The sequence below is a fragment of the Mycolicibacterium llatzerense genome, from assembly GCF_025331195.1.
Classification (GTDB): Bacteria; Actinomycetota; Actinomycetes; order Mycobacteriales; family Mycobacteriaceae; genus Mycobacterium; species Mycobacterium llatzerense.
Map to the genome: position 1 here is coordinate 56,735 of NZ_LXOV01000018.1, position 23,066 is coordinate 79,800.

At 67.2% G+C, this 23,066-nt stretch carries 20 protein-coding genes; 9 read left to right on the top strand and 11 right to left on the bottom strand.

Translation table 11 applies throughout. The features are described 5' to 3' along the window. Positions 1-40: 40 nt before the first annotated feature. Entirely contained in the window at positions 41-286 is a 246-nt protein-coding gene (locus A7G45_RS29905) for a hypothetical protein (RefSeq protein WP_043987187.1), read from the bottom strand. A gap of 210 nt (positions 287-496) precedes the next feature. Here A7G45_RS29905 and A7G45_RS29910 point away from each other — a divergent pair, with 210 nt between their 5' ends. From A7G45_RS29910 to A7G45_RS29925, 4 genes are read left to right on the top strand one after another with little or no spacing between them, the layout of a single operon-like run. Beyond that, positions 497-1,471, top strand: coding sequence for an oligopeptide ABC transporter permease OppB (locus A7G45_RS29910; protein WP_043987188.1), 975 nt, complete (start codon positions 497-499; stop codon positions 1,469-1,471). Continuing rightward, positions 1,468-2,370 (top strand): oligopeptide ABC transporter permease OppC, encoded by a 903-nt coding sequence (locus tag A7G45_RS29915; protein ID WP_071285501.1) that lies wholly within the window; start codon positions 1,468-1,470, stop codon positions 2,368-2,370. The genes A7G45_RS29910 and A7G45_RS29915 overlap by 4 nt, the downstream gene beginning before the upstream one ends. Further along, the gene (locus A7G45_RS29920; RefSeq protein ID WP_260942343.1) at positions 2,367-4,202 is read left to right on the top strand and encodes an oligopeptide ABC transporter ATP-binding protein OppD; all 1,836 of its coding nucleotides are present in this window, start codon (positions 2,367-2,369) and stop codon (positions 4,200-4,202) included. Before A7G45_RS29915 ends, A7G45_RS29920 begins: the two co-directional genes overlap by 4 nt. Beyond that, positions 4,202-5,887: an oligopeptide ABC transporter substrate-binding protein OppA gene (locus A7G45_RS29925; protein WP_260942345.1), complete on the top strand. Its 1,686-nt coding sequence runs from the start codon at positions 4,202-4,204 to the stop codon at positions 5,885-5,887. Before A7G45_RS29920 ends, A7G45_RS29925 begins: the two co-directional genes overlap by 1 nt. Here A7G45_RS29925 and A7G45_RS29930 read toward each other — a convergent pair. After that, complete coding sequence (locus A7G45_RS29930; protein ID WP_260942347.1) at positions 5,874-7,130, bottom strand: alpha/beta fold hydrolase; 1,257 nt, start codon at positions 7,128-7,130, stop codon at positions 5,874-5,876. The two genes, A7G45_RS29925 and A7G45_RS29930, sit on opposite strands and share 14 nt — an antisense overlap. A gap of 78 nt (positions 7,131-7,208) precedes the next feature. Between A7G45_RS29930 and A7G45_RS29935 the strand changes: the two genes are divergently transcribed. Beyond that, complete coding sequence (locus A7G45_RS29935) at positions 7,209-8,411, top strand: acyl-CoA dehydrogenase family protein (protein WP_260942349.1); 1,203 nt, start codon at positions 7,209-7,211, stop codon at positions 8,409-8,411. On the opposite strand, the gene A7G45_RS29940 is transcribed toward A7G45_RS29935, so the two are convergent. The 3 genes from A7G45_RS29940 to A7G45_RS29950 are packed head-to-tail and all read right to left on the bottom strand — an operon-like array spanning position 8,402 to position 13,711. Continuing rightward, entirely contained in the window at positions 8,402-9,913 is a 1,512-nt protein-coding gene (locus A7G45_RS29940) for a GMC family oxidoreductase (RefSeq protein ID WP_260942351.1), read from the bottom strand. The two genes, A7G45_RS29935 and A7G45_RS29940, sit on opposite strands and share 10 nt — an antisense overlap. A gap of 37 nt (positions 9,914-9,950) precedes the next feature. Continuing rightward, positions 9,951-12,575, bottom strand: coding sequence for an AAA family ATPase (locus A7G45_RS29945; RefSeq protein WP_260942353.1), 2,625 nt, complete (start codon positions 12,573-12,575; stop codon positions 9,951-9,953). Next, positions 12,572-13,711, bottom strand: a complete 1,140-nt coding sequence (locus A7G45_RS29950; RefSeq protein WP_260943324.1) for a metallophosphoesterase family protein — start codon at positions 13,709-13,711, stop codon at positions 12,572-12,574. The genes A7G45_RS29945 and A7G45_RS29950 overlap by 4 nt, the downstream gene beginning before the upstream one ends. Positions 13,712-13,800: 89 nt before the next feature. Between A7G45_RS29950 and A7G45_RS29955 the strand changes: the two genes are divergently transcribed. After that, a complete protein-coding gene (locus A7G45_RS29955; protein WP_260942355.1) occupies positions 13,801-14,301 on the top strand; it encodes a SixA phosphatase family protein in 501 nt (166 codons plus the stop codon). Here the strand turns inward: A7G45_RS29955 and A7G45_RS29960 are convergent. Continuing rightward, on the bottom strand, positions 14,298-14,837 hold the full coding sequence (locus A7G45_RS29960; RefSeq protein ID WP_043396906.1) for a DUF3558 domain-containing protein: 540 nt from the start codon (positions 14,835-14,837) through the stop codon (positions 14,298-14,300). The two genes, A7G45_RS29955 and A7G45_RS29960, sit on opposite strands and share 4 nt — an antisense overlap. Next, positions 14,834-15,346: a DUF3558 domain-containing protein gene (locus tag A7G45_RS29965; RefSeq protein ID WP_043397147.1), complete on the bottom strand. Its 513-nt coding sequence runs from the start codon at positions 15,344-15,346 to the stop codon at positions 14,834-14,836. Before A7G45_RS29965 ends, A7G45_RS29960 begins: the two co-directional genes overlap by 4 nt. A gap of 147 nt (positions 15,347-15,493) precedes the next feature. Between A7G45_RS29965 and A7G45_RS29970 the strand changes: the two genes are divergently transcribed. Both A7G45_RS29970 and A7G45_RS29975 read left to right on the top strand, forming a co-directional pair. Then, complete coding sequence (locus A7G45_RS29970; protein ID WP_071285485.1) at positions 15,494-17,227, top strand: ABC transporter ATP-binding protein; 1,734 nt, start codon at positions 15,494-15,496, stop codon at positions 17,225-17,227. Between the two features lie 20 nt (positions 17,228-17,247). Further along, positions 17,248-19,161, top strand: a complete 1,914-nt coding sequence (locus A7G45_RS29975; RefSeq protein ID WP_260943326.1) for an ABC transporter ATP-binding protein — start codon at positions 17,248-17,250, stop codon at positions 19,159-19,161. Positions 19,162-19,319: 158 nt separating this feature from the next. Here A7G45_RS29975 and A7G45_RS29980 read toward each other — a convergent pair whose 3' ends face one another. After that, positions 19,320-20,558 (bottom strand): HNH endonuclease, encoded by a 1,239-nt coding sequence (locus tag A7G45_RS29980; protein WP_260942357.1) that lies wholly within the window; start codon positions 20,556-20,558, stop codon positions 19,320-19,322. A gap of 265 nt (positions 20,559-20,823) precedes the next feature. Here A7G45_RS29980 and A7G45_RS29985 point away from each other — a divergent pair, with 265 nt between their 5' ends. Further along, positions 20,824-21,477 (top strand): VOC family protein, encoded by a 654-nt coding sequence (locus A7G45_RS29985; protein WP_260942359.1) that lies wholly within the window; start codon positions 20,824-20,826, stop codon positions 21,475-21,477. Here A7G45_RS29985 and A7G45_RS29990 read toward each other — a convergent pair. The 3 genes from A7G45_RS29990 to A7G45_RS30000 form a co-directional block, all read right to left on the bottom strand. Beyond that, positions 21,452-21,910: a methyltransferase family protein gene (locus A7G45_RS29990; RefSeq protein ID WP_260942361.1), complete on the bottom strand. Its 459-nt coding sequence runs from the start codon at positions 21,908-21,910 to the stop codon at positions 21,452-21,454. The genes A7G45_RS29985 and A7G45_RS29990 overlap by 26 nt on opposite strands. Positions 21,911-21,976: 66 nt before the next feature. Next, positions 21,977-22,450: a hypothetical protein gene (locus A7G45_RS29995; protein ID WP_260942363.1), complete on the bottom strand. Its 474-nt coding sequence runs from the start codon at positions 22,448-22,450 to the stop codon at positions 21,977-21,979. A 62-nt stretch (positions 22,451-22,512) separates the two neighbouring features. Next, positions 22,513-23,064: an ATP-binding transcription factor AbmR gene (locus A7G45_RS30000; protein ID WP_260942365.1), complete on the bottom strand. Its 552-nt coding sequence runs from the start codon at positions 23,062-23,064 to the stop codon at positions 22,513-22,515. Between the last annotated feature and the right edge of the window lie 2 nt (positions 23,065-23,066).

The following is a 23,066-nucleotide window of genomic DNA, read 5'->3' on the forward strand; positions in this document are numbered from 1 at the left end:
GGGCCGCAGCGGAGGCATCTGCGCCACGGCCCAGACTTCATCAGCCCGGGTCCTGCCCCGGGTACAGCGGAGCGGGCCCGGTGATCGCCGGCGCGGCGCTGATGATCGGCCCAACCGTCGTGGCGCTGACAACGGAACTGACTGAGGTGCCGTTGGCCGATGTCGATTGCAGGGACTGTGCCTGCGCTCCAACAAACACAAGAGTCGTGACACCGAAGATCATGCTCCCGGCGATAACGCCGATGGCCCACTTGTTGTTTGCTTCAGAATTCTTGGTTTGACTCATCGCGGGTCTCCCACCTAGACGCGATCTGCCACGATTTCGCCACACCATTGGGGCACGCAGCCGGCCATGTATTTTCAAGTCGCCCCGACCGTCAGGTATTCCACCGAATCAGAACTGGTCGGGTCACCAGCTCAGGAACAGGGCGCCAATCCCGCGCTAGTGCGCCGGGATCTCTTAACCTGTCCAGATGCGGTTTCCAGCGAGCGGCCCATGACGCGGTTCCTGATCCGCCGATTGTTCAATTACGCGATCCTGTTGACGCTGGCGACGTTCCTGACCTTCGCGCTGACGTCGGTGACCTTCCACCCGCTGGACAACCTGCTGCAGCGCAACCCCCGCCCGCCGCAATCGGTCATCGACGCCAAGGCACACGACCTCGGCCTCGACAAGTCGCTCTTGCCGCGCTACGCCCACTGGGTATCCGGCGCGGTCCACGGGGACTTCGGAAAAACCGTTACCGGGCAACCGGTTTCCGAAGAGCTGGGACGACGGGTGTGGACCAGCCTGCGGCTGGTGGCCATCGGGTCGATCCTCGGGTCCATCATCGGCGTGATCATCGGAGCATGGGGCGCCATCCGGCAGTACCGCCTGTCCGATCGGACCGTCACCGTGCTGGCCCTGCTGATTCTCAGCGCACCAACGTTCGTCATCGCCAACCTGCTGATTCTGGGCGCACTCGGCGTCAACGAGGTATTGGGCTTCCAACTGTTCCAGTACACCGGCGAAACCTCGCCCTACGCGGCGGGCGGCTGGCACGGGTTCGTCGACCGGCTACAGCACCTGGTGCTGCCGACCACCACTCTCGCGCTCGGCGCCATCGCCGGGTACAGCCGCTACCAGCGCAACGCGATGCTCGACGTACTCGGGCAGGATTTCATCCGGACCGCCCGCGCCAAGGGCCTGACCCGGCGCCAGGCGCTCTTCAAACACGGCCTGCGCACCGCGTTGATCCCGATGGCCACGCTGTTCGCCTACGGGGTCGCGGGCCTGGTCACCGGTGCGGTGTTCGTCGAGAAGATCTTCGGTTGGCATGGCATGGGCGAATGGATGGTGCAGGGCATCAACGGCCAGGACGCCAACATCGTCGCCGCGTTCACCTTGTTCTCCGGGACGACGATCCTGATCGGCGGGCTGCTGTCCGACGTCGTCTACGCCGCCCTCGACCCCCGGGTGCGGGTCTCATGAGCGTCCAGTTCGGAATTCCCCGCGCCCGATTCGCCTCCCGGCGCACTCTGGTCGCACGGCGGTTCGTCCGCAACCGTCCCGCGGTCGTCTCGCTCGTGCTGCTGGTGGCTCTCTTCGTCGGCTGCTACGCCCTGCCGCCGCTGCTCCCCTACGCGTACACCGACATGGACTTCAACGCCCTGCTGCAACCGCCGGACGGCCGGCACCTGTTCGGCACCAACGCCCTCGGGCAGGACATCCTCGCGCAGACGCTGCGCGGCATGCAGAAGTCGATGCTGATCGGCGTCTGCGTGGCGGTGATCTCGACGGTCATCGCCGCGACGGTCGGCTCGGTCGCGGGCTACTTCGGTGGCTGGCGAGACCGGGTGCTGATGTGGATCGTCGACCTGCTGCTGGTGATCCCCGGCTTCATCCTGATCGCGGTCGTGACGCCCCGAATCCGGCACGAGAGCACGGTGCTGTGGCTGGTGATCCTGCTGGCTGCGTTCTCGTGGATGATCAGCTCGCGCATGGTGCGTGGCCTGACCATGAGCCTGCGGGAACGCGAGTTCGTCACGGCCGCACGGTATATGGGCGTCAGCAATGCCCGGATCATCGCCCGGCACATCGTGCCGAACGTGGCGTCCATTCTGATCATCGACACGACCCTCAACGTCGGTTTGGCGATCCTGGCCGAAACCGGTTTGAGTTACCTGGGTTTCGGGGTGCAGCCACCCGATGTGTCGCTTGGCACGTTGATCGCCGACGGCACCCCGTCGGTCACCACATTCCCCTGGGTGTTCCTGTTCCCGGCCGGGGTGCTGGTACTGATCGTGCTGTGCGCCAACCTGATCGGCGACGGATTGCGTGACGCGCTCGATCCCTCGGCACGGCCGCGGCGACGGGTGGTGAAGCGATGAGCGCACCATTGCTCGAGGTCCGCGACCTGACCGTCAACTTCCAGACCTCCGACGAGGACGTCTCGGCGGTGCGGGGCATGAACTTTCACATCGCCCCCGGCGAGGTGCTGGCTTTGGTCGGCGAATCCGGTGCGGGCAAATCGGCGACGGCCATGGCGGTGGTGGGGCTGCTGCCCGAACACGCCCAGGTGACGGGTTCGGTGAAACTTCAGGGCAAGCAGCTCGTCGGGCTCGATGACGACGCCATGTCCGAGGTACGTGGCCGCGTGATCGGCACGGTGTTCCAGGATCCCATGTCAGCGCTCACCCCGGTGTATACCGTCGGCGACCAGATCGCCGAAGCCCTTCGCGTGCATGACCGTTCGGTGGACCGGCGTTCCGCACGCAAGCGGGCGGTCGAGTTGCTGGAGCTGGTCGGCATCAAGCAGCCCGCGGCCCGCGCTCGGGCGTTCCCGCACGAGCTGTCGGGTGGCGAGCGGCAGCGCGTCGTCATCGCCACCGCGATCGCCAACGACCCCGACCTCATCATCTGCGACGAACCCACCACGGCCCTCGACGTCACCGTGCAGGCGCAGATTCTCGACGTGCTGCGCACCGCCCGCGACGTCACCGGTGCCGGGGTGCTGATGATCACGCACGATCTGGGTGTGGTCGCCGAATTCGCCGACCGCGCCATGGTGATGTACGCCGGCCGGGCGGTGGAGAAGGCGCCGGTGTCGAACCTGTACCGCGACCGGGTGATGCCGTACACCGTCGGCCTACTGGGATCCGTGCCTCGACTCGACGCACAGCAGGGCTCGCGGCTGGTGCCGATCCCCGGCTCCCCGCCGTCGATGGCCAGTCTGGCGCCGGGCTGCCCGTTCGCGCCGCGCTGCCCGCTCGCCGACGACGACTGCCGGGCGGCTGAGCCTGCGTTGCTCGACATCGCTCCCGGGCACGCTGCCGCGTGCATCCACACCGACCAGGTGACGGGCCGCACTGCAGCCGAAATCTACGGGGTGGCAACCGAACCCGAGGTCGTTGCCGAGGACGACGTCGACCGGCCGGTGGTACTCGCGGTCAGCGACCTGGTCAAGACCTTCAAGCTCAGTGGCGGGATGCTGCGGCGCAAGACCGGCGAGCTGCGTGCCGTCGACGGTGTCAGCCTGCAGCTGCAGCAGGGCCGCACCCTGGGCATCGTCGGCGAATCGGGCTCCGGCAAGACCACCACGCTGCATCAGATTCTGAATCTGACCGCGCCGCAATCGGGTTCGATCACGGTGCTCGGTCACGATGTGGCCGGCCTGAATCGCGACACGCGGCGGGAGCTGCGCGGCGACCTGCAGGTGGTGTTCCAGGACCCGGTTGCGGCGCTGGACCCGCGGCTGCCGGTGTTCGACGTCCTGGCTGAACCGTTGCGGGTCGGCGGGTTCGACAAGAACCGCGTCGAGGACCGCGTCACCGAACTGCTCGGCATCGTCGGCCTGCGGCACGAGGACGCCGCTCGCTATCCCGCCGAGTTCTCCGGGGGCCAGAAACAACGCATCGGCATCGCCCGGGCACTCGCGCGTCAGCCCAAGATTCTGGCGCTCGATGAACCGGTGTCGGCGCTCGACGTGTCGATCCAGGCCGGCATCATCAACCTGTTGCTCGACCTGCAGCAGCGCTTCGACCTCTCGTATCTGTTTGTCTCGCATGATCTTTCGGTGGTCCGCCATCTGGCCCACACCGTGGCCGTGATGTACAAGGGCGCCGTCGTCGAACAGGGCGACGCCGCACAGGTTTTCGGTGATCCGCAGGATCCCTACACCCAGCGGTTGCTCAATGCCGTGCCGCAACCGGGAGGAGAGTGATGGGTTCCCGTCGCAGTCGGTTGCTCGTCGTGCTGGTGTCCATCGTCGCGCTGGTCGCCGTGCTGGGCGGCTGCTCGAGTGAATACAGCGGATCCAGTGCCGGCGCACCCAAACTCGGCGCGGCGAACGACCTCAACCCGCGAGACCCCGCCACCCTGAAGGACGGCGGGAATCTGCGGTTGGCGTTGACGGCGTTTCCGGACAACTTCAACACGCTGAACATCGACGGCAACACCGTCGACACCGCCTCGATCCTCAGACCGACCCTGCCGCGGGCATTCATCGTCGGCCCCGACGGTTCGACAACCGTCAACCACAACTACTTCACCGACATCCAGCTGACCAGCACCAATCCGCAGGTGGTCACCTACACCATCAACCCCAAGGCGGTGTGGAGCGACGGCACCCCACTCACCTGGGAAGACATCGCCGCCCAGGTCACCGCGACAACGGGCAAGGACCCGAGGTTCCAGATCGCCAGCCCCAACGGCAGTGAGCGGGTGGCCTCGGTGACCCGCGGTGTGGACGACCGCCAAGCGGTCATGACGTTCGCCCGGCCCTACGCCGACTGGCGCGGCATGTTCGCGGGCAACGGCATGCTGCTGCCGAAGGTGTCCACGACCGATCCCGAGGTGTTCAACAAGGGGCAACTGACCAAGCCGGGACCGTCGGCGGGTCCGTTCGTCATCTCGAACGTCGACCGCGGTGCGCAGCGAATCACGTTGACCCGCAACCCCCGATGGTGGGGCGCCCGGCCGCTGCTGGACAGCATCACGTTCCTCGTGCTCGACGATTCGGCACGCATCCCGGCGCTGCAGAACAACGCCATCGATGCCACCGGGCTGGGGTCACTCGACGACATGGTGCGCGCCCGGCGCACCAAAGGTGTCGACATCCGCACCGCGCCGGGCCCCACCTGGTCGCACCTGACCTTCAATGGCGCGCCCGGCTCGATCCTGCACGACCCGGCGCTGCGCCACGCGATTGCGATGGGCATCGACCGCAAGACCATCGTCACCGTCCTTCAGCACGGCCTGGTCGACAACCCGGTACCGCTGAACAACCACATCTACGTCGCAGGCCAAGCCGGCTACCAGAACAACAGCGGCGGGACACCTTTCGACCCGGTGGCGGCACGGAGCGAGCTCGACTCGTTGGGCTGGAAGCTGCCGGCAGGCCGCTCGGTACGGGAGAAAGACGGCCGGCCGTTGACCGTGCGACTCGTCTTCTATGACGCCTCCGGGGGGCGGCAGATCGGGCAGATCGCCCAGAAGACGCTCGCCGACATCGGTGTCCGGCTCGATTTGGTGGTGTCCTCGGGCGCAGACCTGTTCAGCCAGTACATCATTCCCGGCAACTTCGACATCGCCGCCTTCGCCTGGCAAGGCGACGCCTTTCCCTTGAGCGGCCTGACCCAGATCTATGCCTCCGGCGGCGAGAGCAACTTCGGCAAGGTCGGCACACCCGAGATCGACACCCAGATCGAACAGACCCTCGACGAATTGGAGCCCGCCAAGGCGCAGGCGCTGGCCAATCAACTGGACCGCAAGCTGTGGGCCGAGACGTTCAGCCTGCCGCTCGCACAGTCCCCCGGAAACGCAGCGGTCCGAAGCACTTTGGCCAACTACGGCCCAGCGGGCCTGGGTGACCTGAACTACATGACGATCGGATTCACCAAGTCCTGAGCTGCCGGATGGCCCGTGGCAGCCCGGCCGGCACCAACGACTCGGCGGCCGCGGCCGTCGCGATGCCCCGAATCATCAGGCGCACTGGGAAATCCAACGGCGCGTTGTCCAATTCTGTTGCCCGGTCGGGTAATTCGGCATAGTCGCCGGCATATACCGCGGCGGCGATGGTCAGTGCCGAGCCCTCCCGCATGTCGAGCACACTGTGGCCCGCACTGGGCAGTTCCAGCAGTACGGCGCCCGGGATCAGTTCGGCGACCCGCTGCGCCACGGCCGGTGGCGTGATCAGATCCCGGCCGCCGGAGATCACCACGGTGGGCCAGTCGAATGCCGGCATCGCGGCCACCAGGTCGAACGGTTCGGCGACGAATTCCGGGTCGCCGGTGGCGGATTCGCGGTACGCCAGCGCCGGGTCGATCGGCAGACCGTCGGGCTCGGGGGCATAGTTGAGCTCCTGGTAGCCGATGTGCTCGACCAGGTCAGGTTCATGCCGGTATGGCGTCTTGCTCTCGAACAGCAGCTTGGTGCTGTGCCCGATGGCATGCCACAGCAGGCCCCGCCCGGTGAGCAGCAATTCGAGCTGCTGCTCCAGTACGTCGGGCCCGACCAGGCCGTACAACCCGGTCGCCAGTTGCACCACCCAGGGCGTCAGTTGCCCGTCCGCGGCCAGACCACGCACCCGGTTCGCCAGGCCCTCGGTCGACGGGGCGGTGCCGTCCCACAACACGGCCCGGGTCGCGTCGCGCACCGCGTCGATGTCGTCGGCACAGAGCAGTGGTGAGTCGAGCACCATCGCGTGCACGTGATCGGGGTGACGCACACCGACACCCGCCGCCAGGTAGCTGCCGTAGGACGTGCCGTAGACCACCGCGGACTCGACGCCGGCGTCGTCCAGAACCGCCGCGATGTCGTCGACCGCGGCCTCGATAGTCAGCGCCTCCGCGGGCAGGTCGGCGCCGGCGTCGTCGTGCCGGGACATCCCGATGCCACGGTGCTCGACCATGATGACGTCCAGACCGGCAGCCGTCGCCCGCCGGCGCAGGTTCCGGTAATGCCCGATCGACGCCGCACCCGGCCCGCCCGGAATGATCACCAGCGGATGTTCGGCCGGCGGCCCGGTCCGCACATAGAACAGGTCGAATTCCTCTGCACCACTTGACTGGACCGGTCGCCGCACCGACCGCACCCCGGGCAGCGCCGCGAGCTTGTCGTGCGCGCGGCGGCGTTTGGCGTTCATGGTCATCAGCACCCATTGTGCCGCCTTAGGTTCGGCGCGAGCGTAAGCAGTGCCTGTGACTGTGCTGGTACGTAGAACTGGGATATGACGACCCTCGACCACCCCCGCACCACTGCCTGGGCCGACCTGCTGGCCGATATCGGCGCAGGCGCAAAAGACCGTGACCTGGAAGACGTGAATCCCTTTGACCAGGTGGTCGCACTGAAGCGAGCCGGATTCGGCACCCTGCGGCTGCCTGCTGAACTAGGCGGATCCGGACTCACTGTGCCGCAACTATTTTCCGCCGTGATCGACGTGGCGCGCGCCGATCCGGTGGTGGCCCACATCTTCCGCACCCACTTCTGGTTCGTCGAGGAGCGGCTGCGCACCCTGGACCAGCCGGGTTCTCGGGCCTGGCTGGAAAAGGTCGCCGAAGGCAAGATATTCGGCAACGCTTTCAGCGAGAAAGGCTCCAACGCGGTCGGCAGCCTGGTGTTCAACACGCGCTTGACCCCCGCCCGCGACGGCGGATACACCTTGACCGGCGAGAAGTTCTACAGCACCGGAACCCTGTTCTCGGATTACCTGACCGTGACAGCGACCACCGATCACGACTCGGTGGCGATCGTCATCGTCCCCGCCAATCGGGCGGGTGTGGAGATCGTCGACGACTGGGACGGTTTCGGGCAGCGCCGCACCGGCACCGGCACCACCCGGTTCCAGACCGTGACGGTGCTACCCGAAGAGGTGCTCTCGGACACGCCGTATGGCGCCGAGCCCGTGCCATCGGTGCAGTACACCCTGCTGCAGCTGTACATCCACGCGGTGGTGGCCGGAATCTTGGAGAACATCGTCGACGACGGAATTGCGCTCCTGCGGTCCCGGGAGCGCAGTTTCAGCCATGCCTCCGCGGCGTCGCCGACCGATGACCCGCTGTTGCAGCGCCAGCTCGGCGAACTGTCCAGTTCCGCCTACATTGCCCGGGCCGCGGTGCTCGATGCGGCGGCGGCGATCGGGGCGGCCATTGACTCGACCGGCCCGGACGGCGTGCCCGACGCAGAACTGGTCGTCGAGGCCCAACTGCAGGCAGCCAAGGTGAAGGTGCACCTGGATGACATCGCGCCACGAGCCGCCACCAAGCTGCTGGAGCTCGGCGGTGCCAGCGCGGCCAGCCGGCAACGCAACCTCGACCGGCACTGGCGCAACATCCGCACCATCACGTTGCACAACCCCGTCGGCTACAAGGCGCGCGTTGTCGGACAGAACCTGCTGCACGGCACCGCGATTCCGGCGAACGCCTACTTCTGACCGGTGATGAGGTCGGCGGCCTTCTCACCGATCAGCACGCTCGGCGCGTGAGTGTGGCCGCGGATGATCGTCGGCATCACCGAGGCGTCGGCGACCCGCAGCCCCTCGACACCGCGTACGCGGAGCTGCGGGTCGACCACGCTGGCCTCGTCGCTGCCCATCCGGCACGTGGTGGTCGGGTGATACAGCGTGTGCGACGTGGTGGTCAGTGCCAGCTCCAGCGTCCTGTCGTCTAGGTCGCGCGCGCCCACCGGCCGGGCGATGTCGCCGAGCAGTCCCTGTAGCGCGGGCGCCTGCGCGATGTCCGCCAGCATCCGAAAGCCCGCCAGCATCGCCTTGCGGTCGGCGCCCTCGGGATCGGACAGGTAGCGCGGGTCGATGATCGGCTTGGCCAACGGATCGGACGACGCGAGGCGGATGGTGCCGGTGCTCTTGGGCTTCACCAGGATGGGTCCCATCGCCACCGCCTCGCGCGGGTACGGCTCACCGATGCCCTCGTCGTAGAAGGGCGCCGGGGCGAAGATCAGCTCGATGTCGGGCTCGGCGAGATCTGGATCGCTGCGGACAAAGCCATACGCCTCACCGACATTCGAGGTCAGCATGCCGCGGCGGCGGGTCAGGTAGTTGAGCAGCTGCAGCGGCTTTTCTGCGCCGGTCAGCGTCACGCAGTCGGCATCGAAACCGAGCAGCGCCACGAGATGGTCCAACAGGTTCGAGCCGACGCCGGGTGCGTCGTAGACGATGTCGATGTCGTGCTCGGCCAGGTGCTCACGCGGACCGATCCCGGACAGCATCAGCAGCTGCGGGCTGTTGATCGCGCCGCCGCACAGGATCACCTCGCGACGCGCCCGGACGATCTGGCGACGGCCCTCCGCCTCGTACTCGACGCCGACCGCGCGGCCGTCCTCGAACAGCACCCGGGTCGCGGTGGCACCCGTGCGCAGATGCAGGTTGGACCGCTTCAGGGCCGGACGCAGGTAGGCGTCGGCCGTGCTCCACCGGGCGCCGCGGCGCTGGCAGACCCTGGTCTCGACGAATCCCTCGTGGCCGGCCTGCTTGGCGGCCTCCAGCCACGCGGCGGTGATGCTGCGCGGGCTGCGCTGCGGGCTGAGCACCAGCGGCCCGGCCTCGATCCGGTCGAAGTACTTCTCGACGGCCGCGTAGGACCACTCTTCGCCGGCGAGCTCGCCCCACTCGTCGTAATCGGCGGGCATGCCGCGGACCCACATCATGGCGTTCATCGACGACGAACCGCCGAGGGTCTTGCCGCGCGGCCAGTAGATGCGGCGGTCGGCGAGCTCCGGTTGCGGTTCGGTCGAGTAATCCCAATCGAATTCGCTGCGGAACAGCTTCGCGAAGGCCGCCGGGATATGGATGAACTGGTTCTTGTCGGGAGCCCCGGCCTCCAGGACCACCACCTGCGAGGCGCCGTCGGCGCTCAGACGATCAGCCAGCACCGCACCGGCAGAACCGGTTCCCACGACGACGAAATCAGCGATCACCGCCGAAGTCTGTCACGAACCGACCTGGTCTAGGGGGTTAAGCGGTGAGCTCGATTCGCGTCGCGTCGCCGACGCTCGCATAACGCTCGGGGCTGCAGGTCAACACGATCACCTGGCCGTCGCCGCCGACCGCATCGAACACCTCGCCCATGCGGGCCAATCGGCCGGCATCGGTGAAACCCAGTGCGTCGTCGATGATCACCGGGACGGTGTCCTCTTTGGCCACCAACGCCGCTCCGGCCAGCCGAGCCACGATCCCCAGTTGTTCCTTGGCCCCACCGGACAGGCTTTCGTACGGCACGGTGGTGCCCGCGACGGTGCGACTGCAAATCCGCAGATCACTGTCGACCTCGACGGCGAAGCTGTCCCCGAACACGATGCGCCCCAACCGTTCCACCTCGGTGCGGAACGGTGCCACGTACCGCTGGCGGGCCTGCTCGCGGTGCCGGCCCATCACCGTGCGCAGCAGTTCAGCCGCTCGGGCGCGACGGCCCACCGCGGCATGCTCGGACTCCGCGTGCCGCAACGCCACCTCGGCGACATCCAGCTGGCTCTGCCGGCCCTGAGTCCCGTACACCTTCAATTGCGCTGCCACATCCCGCAACTGGTCATCGAGTTCGCTGCGCCGGGCACCGATGCGGGTCGAATCCGCGGTGGCAGCCGCTAGTTCCGCGTCCACGATGTCGGGTGTGGTGGCAGCCAGCGCGGCCGCGAGTTCCTGTTCGCGTGCGGTGGCGGCGGCAGCCTGCTCCCCCAGCGTGGCGACGCGCTGGGTCAACGCGGCGTCGTCTTCGAGCTCGCTCTGCCGAGTCAGTCGCGCGGTCGACTCGGTGAGCGCCGTCGTCGCGGCCGTCACCTTCTCGCGCGCGACCGTGGCCGCAGTCAGTGCGGCAGCCGCCGCGGCCGCCGCAGCAGTGGCCGTGTCGCGGCACTGCTCGTAATCGGTTGCCGCACGCCGCTGTTCGGCGTCGGCGGCCTCCAGCTCGGCCCGGGCAGCGCCGACATCGATGGGTTCGGTGTCGCCGAGCTGCTCCCGCAGCCCCGCCAGCCGAGCCGCCAGCGCCTCGACCGTATCGGCGCCGAGCAGGGTCTGCCGTGTGACCGTCAGCCGATCACGCTCGGCCTCGAGTTCGCGTCGCCGGGTGTCCAGCGCACGCGCGGCCTCCACGTCGGCTACGCCGTGCGGCCGGAGTGCAGCGGCCAGCGCATCACGCGCGGCGCCGAGAACGGCGCTGGTGTCCGCGGCCGGGGTACCGGGCAGCACCCGCACCGTCAGCAGACCGGGGAGCTCGACATCGGTCCGGCTGCCCGCGCTGGTGGCCCACTCGGCCCCGGCGGACAGCGTCACGTCCTGATCGCCGACCCGCAGCTCAACGTCGCCCTGCGCGACCAATTCGATTCGCGCCGAGGCGAGTTCCGCCGCGGCTGCGGCGCGGTCCACTGCTGCCGTGGCGGTCTCGACGGCACGCATGGCGGCGCTGGTCAGCGTGATCTTGGCCAGCTGCTCGGCGACCACCGCCAGTTCGGTCGCGGCAGACTGCACCCGCTCCAGCTGTCCGGCCAACCGGGCGGCTTCGGCACGCTGCGAGAGTTGATCCACCACCTGCCGCGCCGCGTCCAGCCGGGCGCGGCCGGCGTCCACCACAGAACGTGCCACGGCCACGGCGTTGTCTGCGGCCTGCTGGAGCTGCACCGCAACCGCCTGCTGCTGTCCGGCCTGCTCGGCCGCTGCAGTCAGCTCGCCGATGCCGGCGGTCCGCTGTGCGACGTCGGCGTGCAGCCGCTGCCGCTCGTCCAGTGCGCTGCGCGCTGCCGTCGCCGAGGCCACCGCAGCCTGCGCCTGTACCCGTGCCTGCGTCAGGTCGTCGCGGATTCGCGCCACCGCCCCAGCCGCCTCACGGGCCCCAGCCAGGCGCACCTCAGCCGCTGTCAATTGCTCAGCGGCCGTGGCCAATTCCGCGGTCAGCTCGCCGTGCCGCCGGACCGCGTCGTCGACCTCGGCCACCGCTGCGGTACACGTCGCCACCTCGGCCTGCGCGGCCTTCAGACCTTTGACGGCCTCGGCCCAGACACCGGTGGCGCGACCGGTTTGGGTGAAGTACTTCAAGAATTCGGCGTCGATCCGGTCGACCAGTAGCGGCTCGTTACCCGACAACGCCCCCTCGAGCGCACCGGCCTGACCCGCCGCGACATCGAGTGCCCGGGCCAGCGCGTCGCATCCGGCCAGATCGACCGGCACCATGGCGGCCGACTGCAGGATGCGTTGGGCCCGCCAGAGTTCGGTGTCGACGGTCTCGTCAAGCATGGCCCGCACCCGATCATGCGCCTCGTCGCCGGTGAGCTGCTCGCGGCGCGGCGCGAGGATCTTCAGCCGGGTCTCGGCCTTCTTGTGGAAGCGCTTGTAATACTCGAACCGGTAAGGGCCGGTGGAGATTTCAGCCGTCACCTCGGCTCCCACATCGGCGTGGGTCGGCTTGACCTGCTTGACCTCTTTCTTGGTCGAGCGGTCCTTGGCATCCAACAGCAGATCGAGCGCCTCGATCATGGAGGACTTGCCGATCTCGTTGGCGCCGGCGACCACCACCACGCCGCGATCTGGAAAGTCGATCTCGCGGTGGGTGATTCCGCGGTAATTGGTCAGGACCAGGCGGTGCAGCTTCATGCCGCTGTTCCCCGATCGACCAGGCGCAGCAGCAGCGCGAGCGCCGCGCGGGCGTCGTCGGCGCCGTCGCCCGACGCACTTGCGGTGCCGACCAGTTCGTCGACCGCCGCCGCGGCGAATCCGCCGATGCCCAGGTCCGAGAATTCGCCGTCCGCCGGGACCACGACGAGGTCGGTGTGCCGCTCCCATGTGGTCAGCGCGGCGAACAGCCGCGCGTAGCGATCCAGGCACGCGTCGAGCACGGCCTTGTCGGAGATCGTCAGCGAGCCCGTGAGCGCCAACCGGACCACGGTGCGTTCCTTGTCCGACAGCCCGTCGAGATTCAGGTCCAGATCGGCGATGTCGCGATCGGTGTCGACGATGCGGCGCAGCGTGACGAACCGCCACTGGCCCACACGTCGGGCGTCGACCTTCACCGTCTGATCCGCTTCATCGACGTCGACCACCAGGACGTGACCCGAATCCGCTTCGATGTCATCGTAATTCGTGACTTCCGGTGCGCCGGAGTACCAAATCCGGCCGGTGCTGCCCACTTCAGTGCGAGAGTGCTTGTCCCCCAGCGCCACATAATGCACAGCGCCGCGTTGCACCGCAGCTTCCACCGCGTCCAGCCGGATCAGCGACGGTTTGGTGGGATCAGGGTCCAGCACGTCAACCCCGCCGTGGCCCACCACAATTCGGGTGACGCCGTCGGCCGGAAGATCGGCCACCGCGTCGCCCGTCAGGTCCGTGGTGGGCGCCTTGGAGCGCCACGGCGCACCGATGATCTGCACACCGGGGCGCAGCTCGTGCACGCCGTCGAGCACTGTGACGTTCGGTGGGCATTCGGCCAGGAACAACGTGCTCGTGTACACCGACGCCGGATCCAGCGGATCGTGGTTGCCGGGCAACAGGAATACCGGGATCTTGATGGCCCGCATGGCCTCCAGCGACAGGCTGACCTCACGCGGGTCGAGCTGGTTGTGCTCGAAGACGTCCCCCGCCACGACGACGAACTCCGCACCGACCTCGGTGCACAGCGCACCGAGGCGGGCCACCGCGTCACGACGTGCCGCCGAGTAACGCGGTTGCGCCTCACCGCCCAGGAAATGCCGGGTCATGCCGAGCTGCCAGTCGGCGGTGTGCACGAAACGCATCTCGGCGTCCCCTTTCTTGCGCTGTTCGAAATCTCCTGCGGCGAGTGTAAATCCGGGCACCGACAACTCTGGGGATCTACGGTGGGCGGGTGGCCACCCGAACATTGATCCTGCTGCGGCACGCGAAATCCGACTACCCCGACGGGGTCGCCGACCATGAGCGGCCGCTGGCAAAGCGCGGCATTCGCGAAGCCGCGCTGGCCGGAGACTGGATTCGGGAACACCTGCCGTCCGTCGACGCCGTCCTGTGCTCGACGGCCACCCGAACCCGGCAGACCCTGGCCCGCACCGGCATCACCGCGCCCGTGACGTACGTCGAACGCCTCTACGACGCCACGGCAGGCATCGCCATCGACGTCATCAACGGCGCGCCGGAGGCGGCGAACACCGTGCTGGTGATCGGCCACGAACCGGTCATGTCGTCGCTCGCGCTGAGTTTGGCGTCGCCCGACACCAGCGATCGCGATGCCGCCGGCCAGATCGCGATGAAGTACCCGACGTCAGCGATCGCGGTCCTGCAGACCGACCGGCCGTGGTCGCAGCTGGAACTGCGCAGCGCCACGCTGGCGCAGTTCCACGTCCCCCGTTAGGAGTTGGTGGCGAGCGTCAGCTCCATCAGCTTGGTGGCCATGCCGCAGGTGTCCGCGCCCGGACCCTGCGGGTTGACCCACCAGCCCACGACACCGGCGGCGTCGCTGGCCACACCGCACGAACCGTTGGGGTCGTTCGGGTGCATGATGATCGACTTCACGCCGGCGATCGACTTGTTCTCGTACTTGTAGTTCAGGTGCTGGGCGACCTTGGTTTCCTCGTCGAGGCTGCCCTGCTCGTACCAGAACCGGGTGATGTCGATGAGGCCCGCCGTCTGGTTCAGCGCCTGCCACCGGCACACCGCGCCGACGAAGGTGCTCTGGATGTCCAGCGGGTCCGCGCCGACCGTCTTGGCCAGCACGTCGTTGGTCAGCACGTCGCATTCTTTGAGCAGGTTGGGGTACGAGTCCGCCGAGTGCTCGCTACCGCCGCCTGCGCCTTCCTTCAGCGCGGTGCCCTCGACCGACCGCGCACAGCCCACCAGCGCCAACGCCGACATCACGACGACCGCTCCAGCCAGTTTCCGCTGTGTCATTTCGCGTTCGCAATCGATTGCCGGGCCAGTTCCTTCGCGATGTCGCACGGGTCGGGGAACGGCTTCTGGGAGAAGCTGATGGACCATTCGATGAAGTCGTCATCGAACTGGATGCCGACCTCGCACAGGCTCTTGCCGATCATCGGGTCCTCACCGAGTGCGACGAAACCGGAGTGGCCCTGGATGTTGATGTCGTTGACGTCCGCGCGCGTCCGTTCCTCGGTCTTGCGCTCGCGGCCGATTGGGCTGCCCCGGTACCAGGTGAACGAGAAGTGCGGACCGAGGATGCCGCCGTTGACCAGCCACTGGCACCCGACGGAGTTCTTCGCGGTGTTGACGAGGCCGGCGACCTGGGTCAGCTGGCCGACGGTCTGATCACTGACGCCACCACACACCGGGAACATCGGGCCATGCTTGGCGGGACCGGATGCGGACGGGCCCGACTGGCCGCCCGCGACAGCGCCGCCGCCGTTGCCATCGTCCGAGCAGGCCGACATCGCCGGAATCATCGCCGCGGCAAGCACGGTCGCGGCGGCGGTCTTCACCTGTCTGCGGGTCACGCCATGCACTGTAGCGGCAGGTTCGGAGGTCAACCACCGACATGCCGACTGACCTGGTCTTTCTGCAAGCATTCTCGGGTGTGCCACAGTAACCGCATGCTCTGGGCACTGCTGCGGCAGTACACGAGGCCGTATCGGCGGCAGCTGACGGTGGTGGCGACGCTGCAACTGATCAGCACGCTGGCTTCGCTGTATCTGCCGACGCTGAACGCCCGGATCATCGACCACGGCGTCGCACGCGGCGATACGGCCGTCATCGGGCGGCTCGGCGCCATCATGCTCGGCGTCAGCGCGCTGCAGGTGCTGTGCGCGATCGGCGCGGTCTATTTCGGCTCCCGCGCCGGCATGGGTTTCGGCCGCGACCTGCGCTGGACGGTGTTCCGTCAGGTGCTCGGTTGGTCCAATGCCGAAGCCGTGCGGTTCGGGGCGCCCACGCTGATGACCCGCACCACCAACGACGTCCAGCAGATCCAGGTCCTGGTGCAGATGACCTGCACCATGCTGATCACCGCGCCGATCATGAGCATCGGCGGCATCGCGATGGCCGTGCACCAGAACGCCGGCCTGTCCTGGCTGCTGCTGGTCAGCGTGCCGGTGATGGCGGTGTGCAATTACCTCATCATCTCGCGGCTGCTGCCGCTGTTCCGCCGCATGCAACGGTTGATCGACAGCATCAACCGGGTGCTGCGCGAACAACTCACCGGTATCCGTGTGGTTCGGGCCTTCTTGCGGGAGGACGCCGAACGCGACCGGTTCGCCGACGCCAATCACGCCCTGACCGACACCACCATGACGGTCGGCCGGTGGCAGGCCCTGATGCTGCCCGCGACCACCCTCGTGGTGAATCTGTCGAGCGTCGCGGTGATCTGGTTCGGCGGTATCCGCATCGACCACGGCCAGATGGAAGTCGGCTCGCTGATCGCCTTCCTGTCCTACTTCATGCAGATCCTGATGGCCGTGTTGATGGTGACGATCGTGCTGGTGATCCTGCCGCGCGCGTCGGTGTGCGCCGAACGGATCACCGATGTGCTCGCCACCGAGCCGACGATCGTGTCCCCCGATACGCCTGTGGTGCCGGGGATTCGGCGCGGGGAAATCAGGGTGGAGGCAGCCACCTTCGGGTACCCCGGGGCCGACGATCCTGTGCTGCACGGGGTTTCGCTGACCGCCCGGCCGGGCGCGGTGACGGCGATCGTCGGGTCGACTGGCTCGGGGAAGTCGACGCTGATGGCACTGCTGTGCCGGATGTACGACGTCACCTCAGGTTCCGTGTCCGTCGACGGCGTCGACGTGCGGGACTACGACCCGGAACAGTTGTGGTCGATGATCGGCGTGGTACCGCAGCGCGGGCACATGTTCTCCGGCACCGTCGCCGACAACCTGCGGTTCGGCAAGGCCGACGCCACCGAAGACGAGATGTGGGCCGCGCTGGGTGTCGCGTCGGCTGATTTCGTGGCGGATCATCCCGAGGGACTCGGCATGCCCGTCGCCCAGGGCGGCACGAATTTCTCCGGCGGGCAGCGCCAGCGCCTGGCCATCGCCCGTGCGGTGATCCGGCGGCCGGCGGTGTATCTGTTCGACGACGCGTTCTCGGCGTTGGACGTCCACACCGACGCCCGGGTGCGGGCCGCGCTGTCCGCGGTGGCGGCCGAGGCCACGGTGGTCATTGTTGCCCAACGCCTTTCGACGGTCGCCGCCGCCGATCAGATCGTCGTGCTGGACAACGGCCAGGTGGTGGGTGCCGGCACGCATGCCGAGCTGAGCGGGTCGTGCCCGGTGTACCGCGAGTTCGCCGATTCACAGGCGATCGTGGCCGGAGGCGTGGCGTGACCCGGCCGCCGTCAGCCGCGATGCTGGCGTCCGGTTCGCGGTCCGAGGACTTCCGCGGCACGGCAGTGCGACTGGTGAAGCAGCTGGCGCCGGAACGTGGCCGGGTTGCCGTGGTGATGCTGTTGGGGATCGCGGGGATTGCCGTCGGCGTAATCGGACCGCGCATTCTGGGCCACGCCACCGATCTGTTGTTCAACGGCGTGCTCGGGCGTGGCTTGCCGGCCGGGATGAGTCGCGAGCAGGCGGTGGCAGCGGCCCGAGCCCGCGGCGACAACACTTTTGCCGATCTGCTCGCCGGTTCCAATGTCATTCCGGGACAAGGCGTCGACTTCAGTGCCATCGGTCATGTGCTGACTCTTGCGCTGCTGTTGTATCTGGTTTCGGCGGTGATGGTGTGGGTCGAGGCACGACTGCTCAACACCATCGTGCAGCGCACCATGTTCGCGCTGCGGGCCCGCGTCGAGGACAAGATTCACCGACTGCCGTTGTCCTACTTCGATTCCCGTCCGCGCGGTGAGATTCTCAGCCGCGTCACCAACGACATCGACAACGTCCAGACGTCGCTCACCATCACCGTCAGTCAGCTGCTGACGTCGGCGCTCACAGTGGTGGCGGTACTGGCGGCAATGATCTGGATTTCGCCGCTGCTGGCGTTGATCACCGTGCTGACGGTGCCGTTCACCTTGCTGGCGACGCGGATCATCACCAAACGGTCGCGGCAACATTTCATGGCGCAGTGGCGCAACATGGGCCGGCTGAACGCCCACATCGAAGAGACCTACAGCGGCTTCACCGTGGTCAAGACCTTCGGGCACCGGGCACTGGCCGAGGAGAAGTTCCGCGAACTGAATGACGATCTGTACCAGTCGAGTTTCGGTGCGCAGTCGCTGTCCGGGCTGGTCTCCCCGATCACGACGTTCATCGGCAACATCAGTTACGTCGGGGTCGCGGTGGTCGGTGGCATCCAGGTGGCGACCGGGCAGATCAGCCTCGGCAGCATCCAGGCTTTCATCCAGTACGTGCGGCAGTTCAATCAGCCGCTGACCCAGATCGCGTCGATGTACAACACCATGCAGTCCGGGATGGCCAGCGCGGAGCGGGTTTTCGAGTTCCTGGACGCGGAGGAAGAGACCACGGGGGCGGCGGGGGCGGCTCCAGGTCCAGGTCCAGGTCCAGGTGCGGCTGGGGGTCCGGGTGCGGGCCCGGTGTCGGACGCACCGGACCGGGTGGAGTTCGAGCGCGTCAACTTCTCCTACCGCCCTGGCACTCCCGTCATCGAGGACCTGTCACTCGTCGCCGAACCGGGCACCACGGTGGCCATCGTCGGGCCGACCGGCGCCGGCAAGACCACGCTGGTGAATCTGCTGATGCGGTTCTATGAGCCCGACTCCGGTCGAATCCTGGTGGGCGGCCGCGATATCGCGACAATGAGCCGCGCGGAGCTGCGGTCGCGCATCGGCATGGTGCTGCAGGACACCTGGCTGATCGGCGGCACCATCTACGAGAACATCGCCTACGGGCGTCCCGACGCCACCGAGGCCGAGGTCATCGACGCCGCCCGCACCGCTCGCGTCGACCATTTCGTCCACACACTGCCGAACGGATATCAGACGCGGCTCAACGAGAACGGCGTGAACATCAGCGCCGGCGAGAAGCAGCTGATCACCATCGCCCGCGCGCTGCTGCGGCAACCCCAGCTGCTGATCCTCGACGAGGCCACCAGTTCCGTCGACAGCCGCACCGAGCTGCTGATCGCCCAGGCCACCGCAGAGCTGCGCCGCAACCGGACGAGTTTCATTATCGCGCACCGGCTTTCCACGATTCGCGATGCCGACGTGATCCTCGTCGTCCAGGCCGGGCGGATCGTCGAACGCGGGTCGCACGACGAGCTGCTCCAGCATCGCGGGGCGTACTGGGAGATGACGCAGGCCTGACGTTCGCGCGCGACGCACGTCCACAACTGAACCGAACTTCACGACGTGGCAGTTTCATTGCATTCGGCCGGCCCGCAGGTCTGTTGCTTCGGCCCGCCGCCGAAGCAGCAGACCTGCGATGCGTCGTCACTATTGAGTTATCAAGGTGCACAACGTATTTAGGCAGCGGCGTCCAGTCGCATGGTGCGCCGGTTGTAGGCGGGAATCGCTCGCCGGTGTGGGTCGACGGTGGCCGGTGGGATGAGCCAGGGGTGTTTGTCCAGGCCCATGACGACGTCCCAGCCGTCGTGGTGGATGTTGGCGTGGCAGGCCGGGCACAGTAGGCAGCCGTTGCTCAGGCTCGTTTCGCCGTGGTGGGTCCAGTGCACAATGTGGTGGGCATGGGTGCGTCCCGGTGGTGCGCCGCATTTGATGCAGCACTGATCACGCAGATACAGGGCCTTGCGTAAATGCGCCGGGAACAGGCGTTTCTCCCGCCCCATATCGAGGGGCACGTGCTCGCCGTCCACCAGCACCGTGGTGACCGTGGTGTCGCAGGTCAGCCGATCCAGGGTCAAGGCGCTGATCGGCCCCATGAACTCCAACTCGGCCAAGTCCGGGGTGTCTGCGGGCACCGTCAGCAACAACTGCGTGCGCGGCGCGCTGGCGACGTCACCACCGCGGGCCGCGATATCCAGCACCGCCTCCAACGCATCAGCACGCCGCCGCCCCGCCGACCGCACATCCGGGCTGCCGTCGGGTTCGGGTCGCGGCGCGGACAACTCCTCCATCGCCGCGACATATTTGGCGCCGACCTCGGCATCCAGGTCCGCGCGGATTTGTAGCCGGCCGTCACTGGTCACCCGATGGTCGACGGTGTTGATCGAGCGGTCCTCCGCCGCGGGCACGCCACCCTCGGCGGCGGCCACCCGGTTCCCCAGCCTGCGGGCCCGGTCACCGATCGCCGCCGGAGTCGCCCCCGAGAAGAACTGCCCCAACAAATCGGTGACCTGGTCAAACCGGGCCGCCTCATCAACAGGACCAGGCGACCGTGCCCGAATGTGATTGATGCCCTTGACGATCGCATCGACGTGCTCGGCGGATATCGCCCCGTCGCCGGCATGCGCAGCCAGGGTGGGCAGTGCGGGTAGCGCCGCGGCAACACGCACCAGCCGCTCTGCCACACTCGGTGCGCACCCCAGACTGATCAGCAGCTCACGCGTCGTCCGCCCCTGCCCCGCTGCCACACCCAATCGGTCCAGCGCACCGGTCATCGTCGCCGCCAGATGATCGACCACACCCCGCAGGGCCAGCAGCACACGCAATGCATCGTGCGCGTCGGTCTCGGTGATGTCGTTTTGGATGAGCAGCTCACGCGCCCGGTCCAGAAGGGCGGCGAAACCGGATGAGGCGTCCATACTTCATTTTATCGAACATTTGTTCGAAGCGCAAGAATTCTGAGGCCCCTGAACCGCAACACACGAGGTTCGTGTTACCTACTGTGACCAGCGCAAACAAAGTGACCAAAGTTTTTTGGACGGCGGCAAGAACGAGTGCAGTGGTGCGGCAAAGGATAGACATGTCGCTGCCGCCGTTTTACGCTGGCGCCGATGCGGTAGGAAGCATCGGCCGAACGCCGAAGGGCAATGCCCACCTACGTTCCGTTCCGAAAACCGATGCACCATGCCAAACATCGAGAACCTCCGCAAGCAAGCAAAACTGTATGTGCGCTGGCATCGCTCCGGCTACTACCCGGTGGCCGCGCAGATCAGAGCCATGCTGCCGCGTTACGGCCACCTCACCGATGACCAGGTGTTGCAGGCGCCGTTCAAGCTGAGCGACGCCTTGGAAGTCGTTGCACGCCAAAGCGGATTCGATAGCTGGCAGGCGCTCAAGACAGGAGTGCAGAAATTGACCGGCACCGCCAAAGACCCCGCATCGTCAGTCACCCTTCAGATGAGCGAACCTCAGCTGTTCGTCACGGATGTCGCCGCGTCGTGCGCGTTCTTCACGTCGAAACTGGGATTCACCGTGGAGTTCAGCTACGGCGAGCCCCCGTTCTACGGCCAAGTCAAACGCGACAACGCCATCCTCAACCTTCGCCACGTAGACGAGCCGGTGTTCGTCGGCGATATCCGCGAACGGGAACAGCTGCTGTCGGCATCAATCACTCTCAACAGCGCCCAAGAACTACGTGAGCTTTTCCTCGAGTATCAAAACGCCGGCGTGAGTTTCCACCAGACACTCAAATTAGAACCGTGGGGCGCACGAACATTCATCGTCCGAGATCCGGACGGAAACCTCCTGCTGTTCAGCGCACCGGCCGATACGGCGTGACCCGTGGCAGCCACGCAGGTACCGATTCGCAGTAGCGCCGGTACTCGTCGCCGAATTGTTTCAGCAGGGTGGGCTGCTCGTAGACGTACACGAACGCGGCGGTAGCCAGCACGAAAATGCCTACGTACCAAAGCAGTACGGGTTGCCCGAGCACCAACGCCTGGCCGACGATCGTGGTCGCCACGGCGAGGTACATCGGATTGCGGACGTACCGGTGCGGCCCCGTCACCACCAGGCTCTGGGTCGGCGCCGCAGGCAACGGCGTACCCAAACCGTCACTCGCGAATTTGTAGATGGCCGCGAGCAGCACCGGGAGCCCGAGAGCGATCAGGATGACGCCGGCGATCCACCCGCCAGGCAAGCCGAACAAGTCACCGATCCGCCGCCATCCGGTGAGCAGGTACGGAATCAGCCCGGCCATCGTGCCGGGCACGACGATAGTGAAAACCGCACTGCGCACGAGGCTTTGGCGCCGGAGGGACGCCAAAGAGCCCATGCCTCAGGCCGCGAACGCCGGCGTCAGCTGGACGCGAATGACCGGATCGGACTCGAGTTGATGCCGGAGCGCACTCTCGAACTGCCAGATGGACGCGAGGTCATGGTCGAGGCGGCAGTCGATCGCAATCGGCGTACCGGCCGGCGGCGGACTGTCTGCGATGTGGTCAGCAATGGGTTCCAGCAGGGACCGCGGGACTGCCAGGTAGAAACCGGGGTTCGGGCCGCCAACTTCGGCCGCATACAGCAGGCCGTGCTCGGTAACGATGATGTGGGTGTCCGTCACCGGCACCGACCGATGGCGTTCCTCGGTACCCCATTCCGCTGCGGCCAGGTGCCCACTGACGACGTGCAACCGCACATCGTCGGTCAGGAACTTCGCGAAATCGCCCGCGCCGATCACGCGGGCGGAAGCGAGGTCGACATCCAGGCAACCGCGCAGCATCTCGCCGACGTAGTTGAACAACCGATCGCTCATCGCGCGCTCCCATCGGGCCGGTCCCTTGAGACTGCACCCGCGCGGTGGCGTAGGTCAATGGCTCAAAGCTGTGGACCCTCGGCGCGCAGATCGTCGACCGCGGTCATGGCGTCACGCAGCTTCGCGAGCCACTCCTCGGCATGCTCGCCGACGAGCCGGACCGACCAGGCGAGCGCATCAGAACGGGATCGCGCCACCCCGGCGTCGACCAGGGTGTCGAGCACCTGACGCTCCGGCTGCTTGAGTCGGGTCATCACTGGAACGGCCAAGTGGGTGAACAGGATTCGCTCCGACTCTCCCACCGCCACACCCCAGGCCACCTTGCGGCCGTAGCGGGCTTCCGCCTCGTCGGCGATGTGCATGCGCTCGGACCGGGTTTCCTCCCGGAACCGCGCAACCCGCCCCGAAGCCCGAGCGGCGGTTTCCGGGTTCTCCGGCTCGGGCAGTCGCCCGATGACGACGATCTCCTCGCGGTCCACGGTGACGCTCGGGTCGCCGGCGAACCACCCTTCTGGGAGCCGACCGGCGAACCAGTCGGCGGCGTCGCCCGCATCGGGCTGCTGCGCTTGTTGCCAGCCGCCGCGGCGGTCCTGGCCTGAATGATGTTGCCTCATGT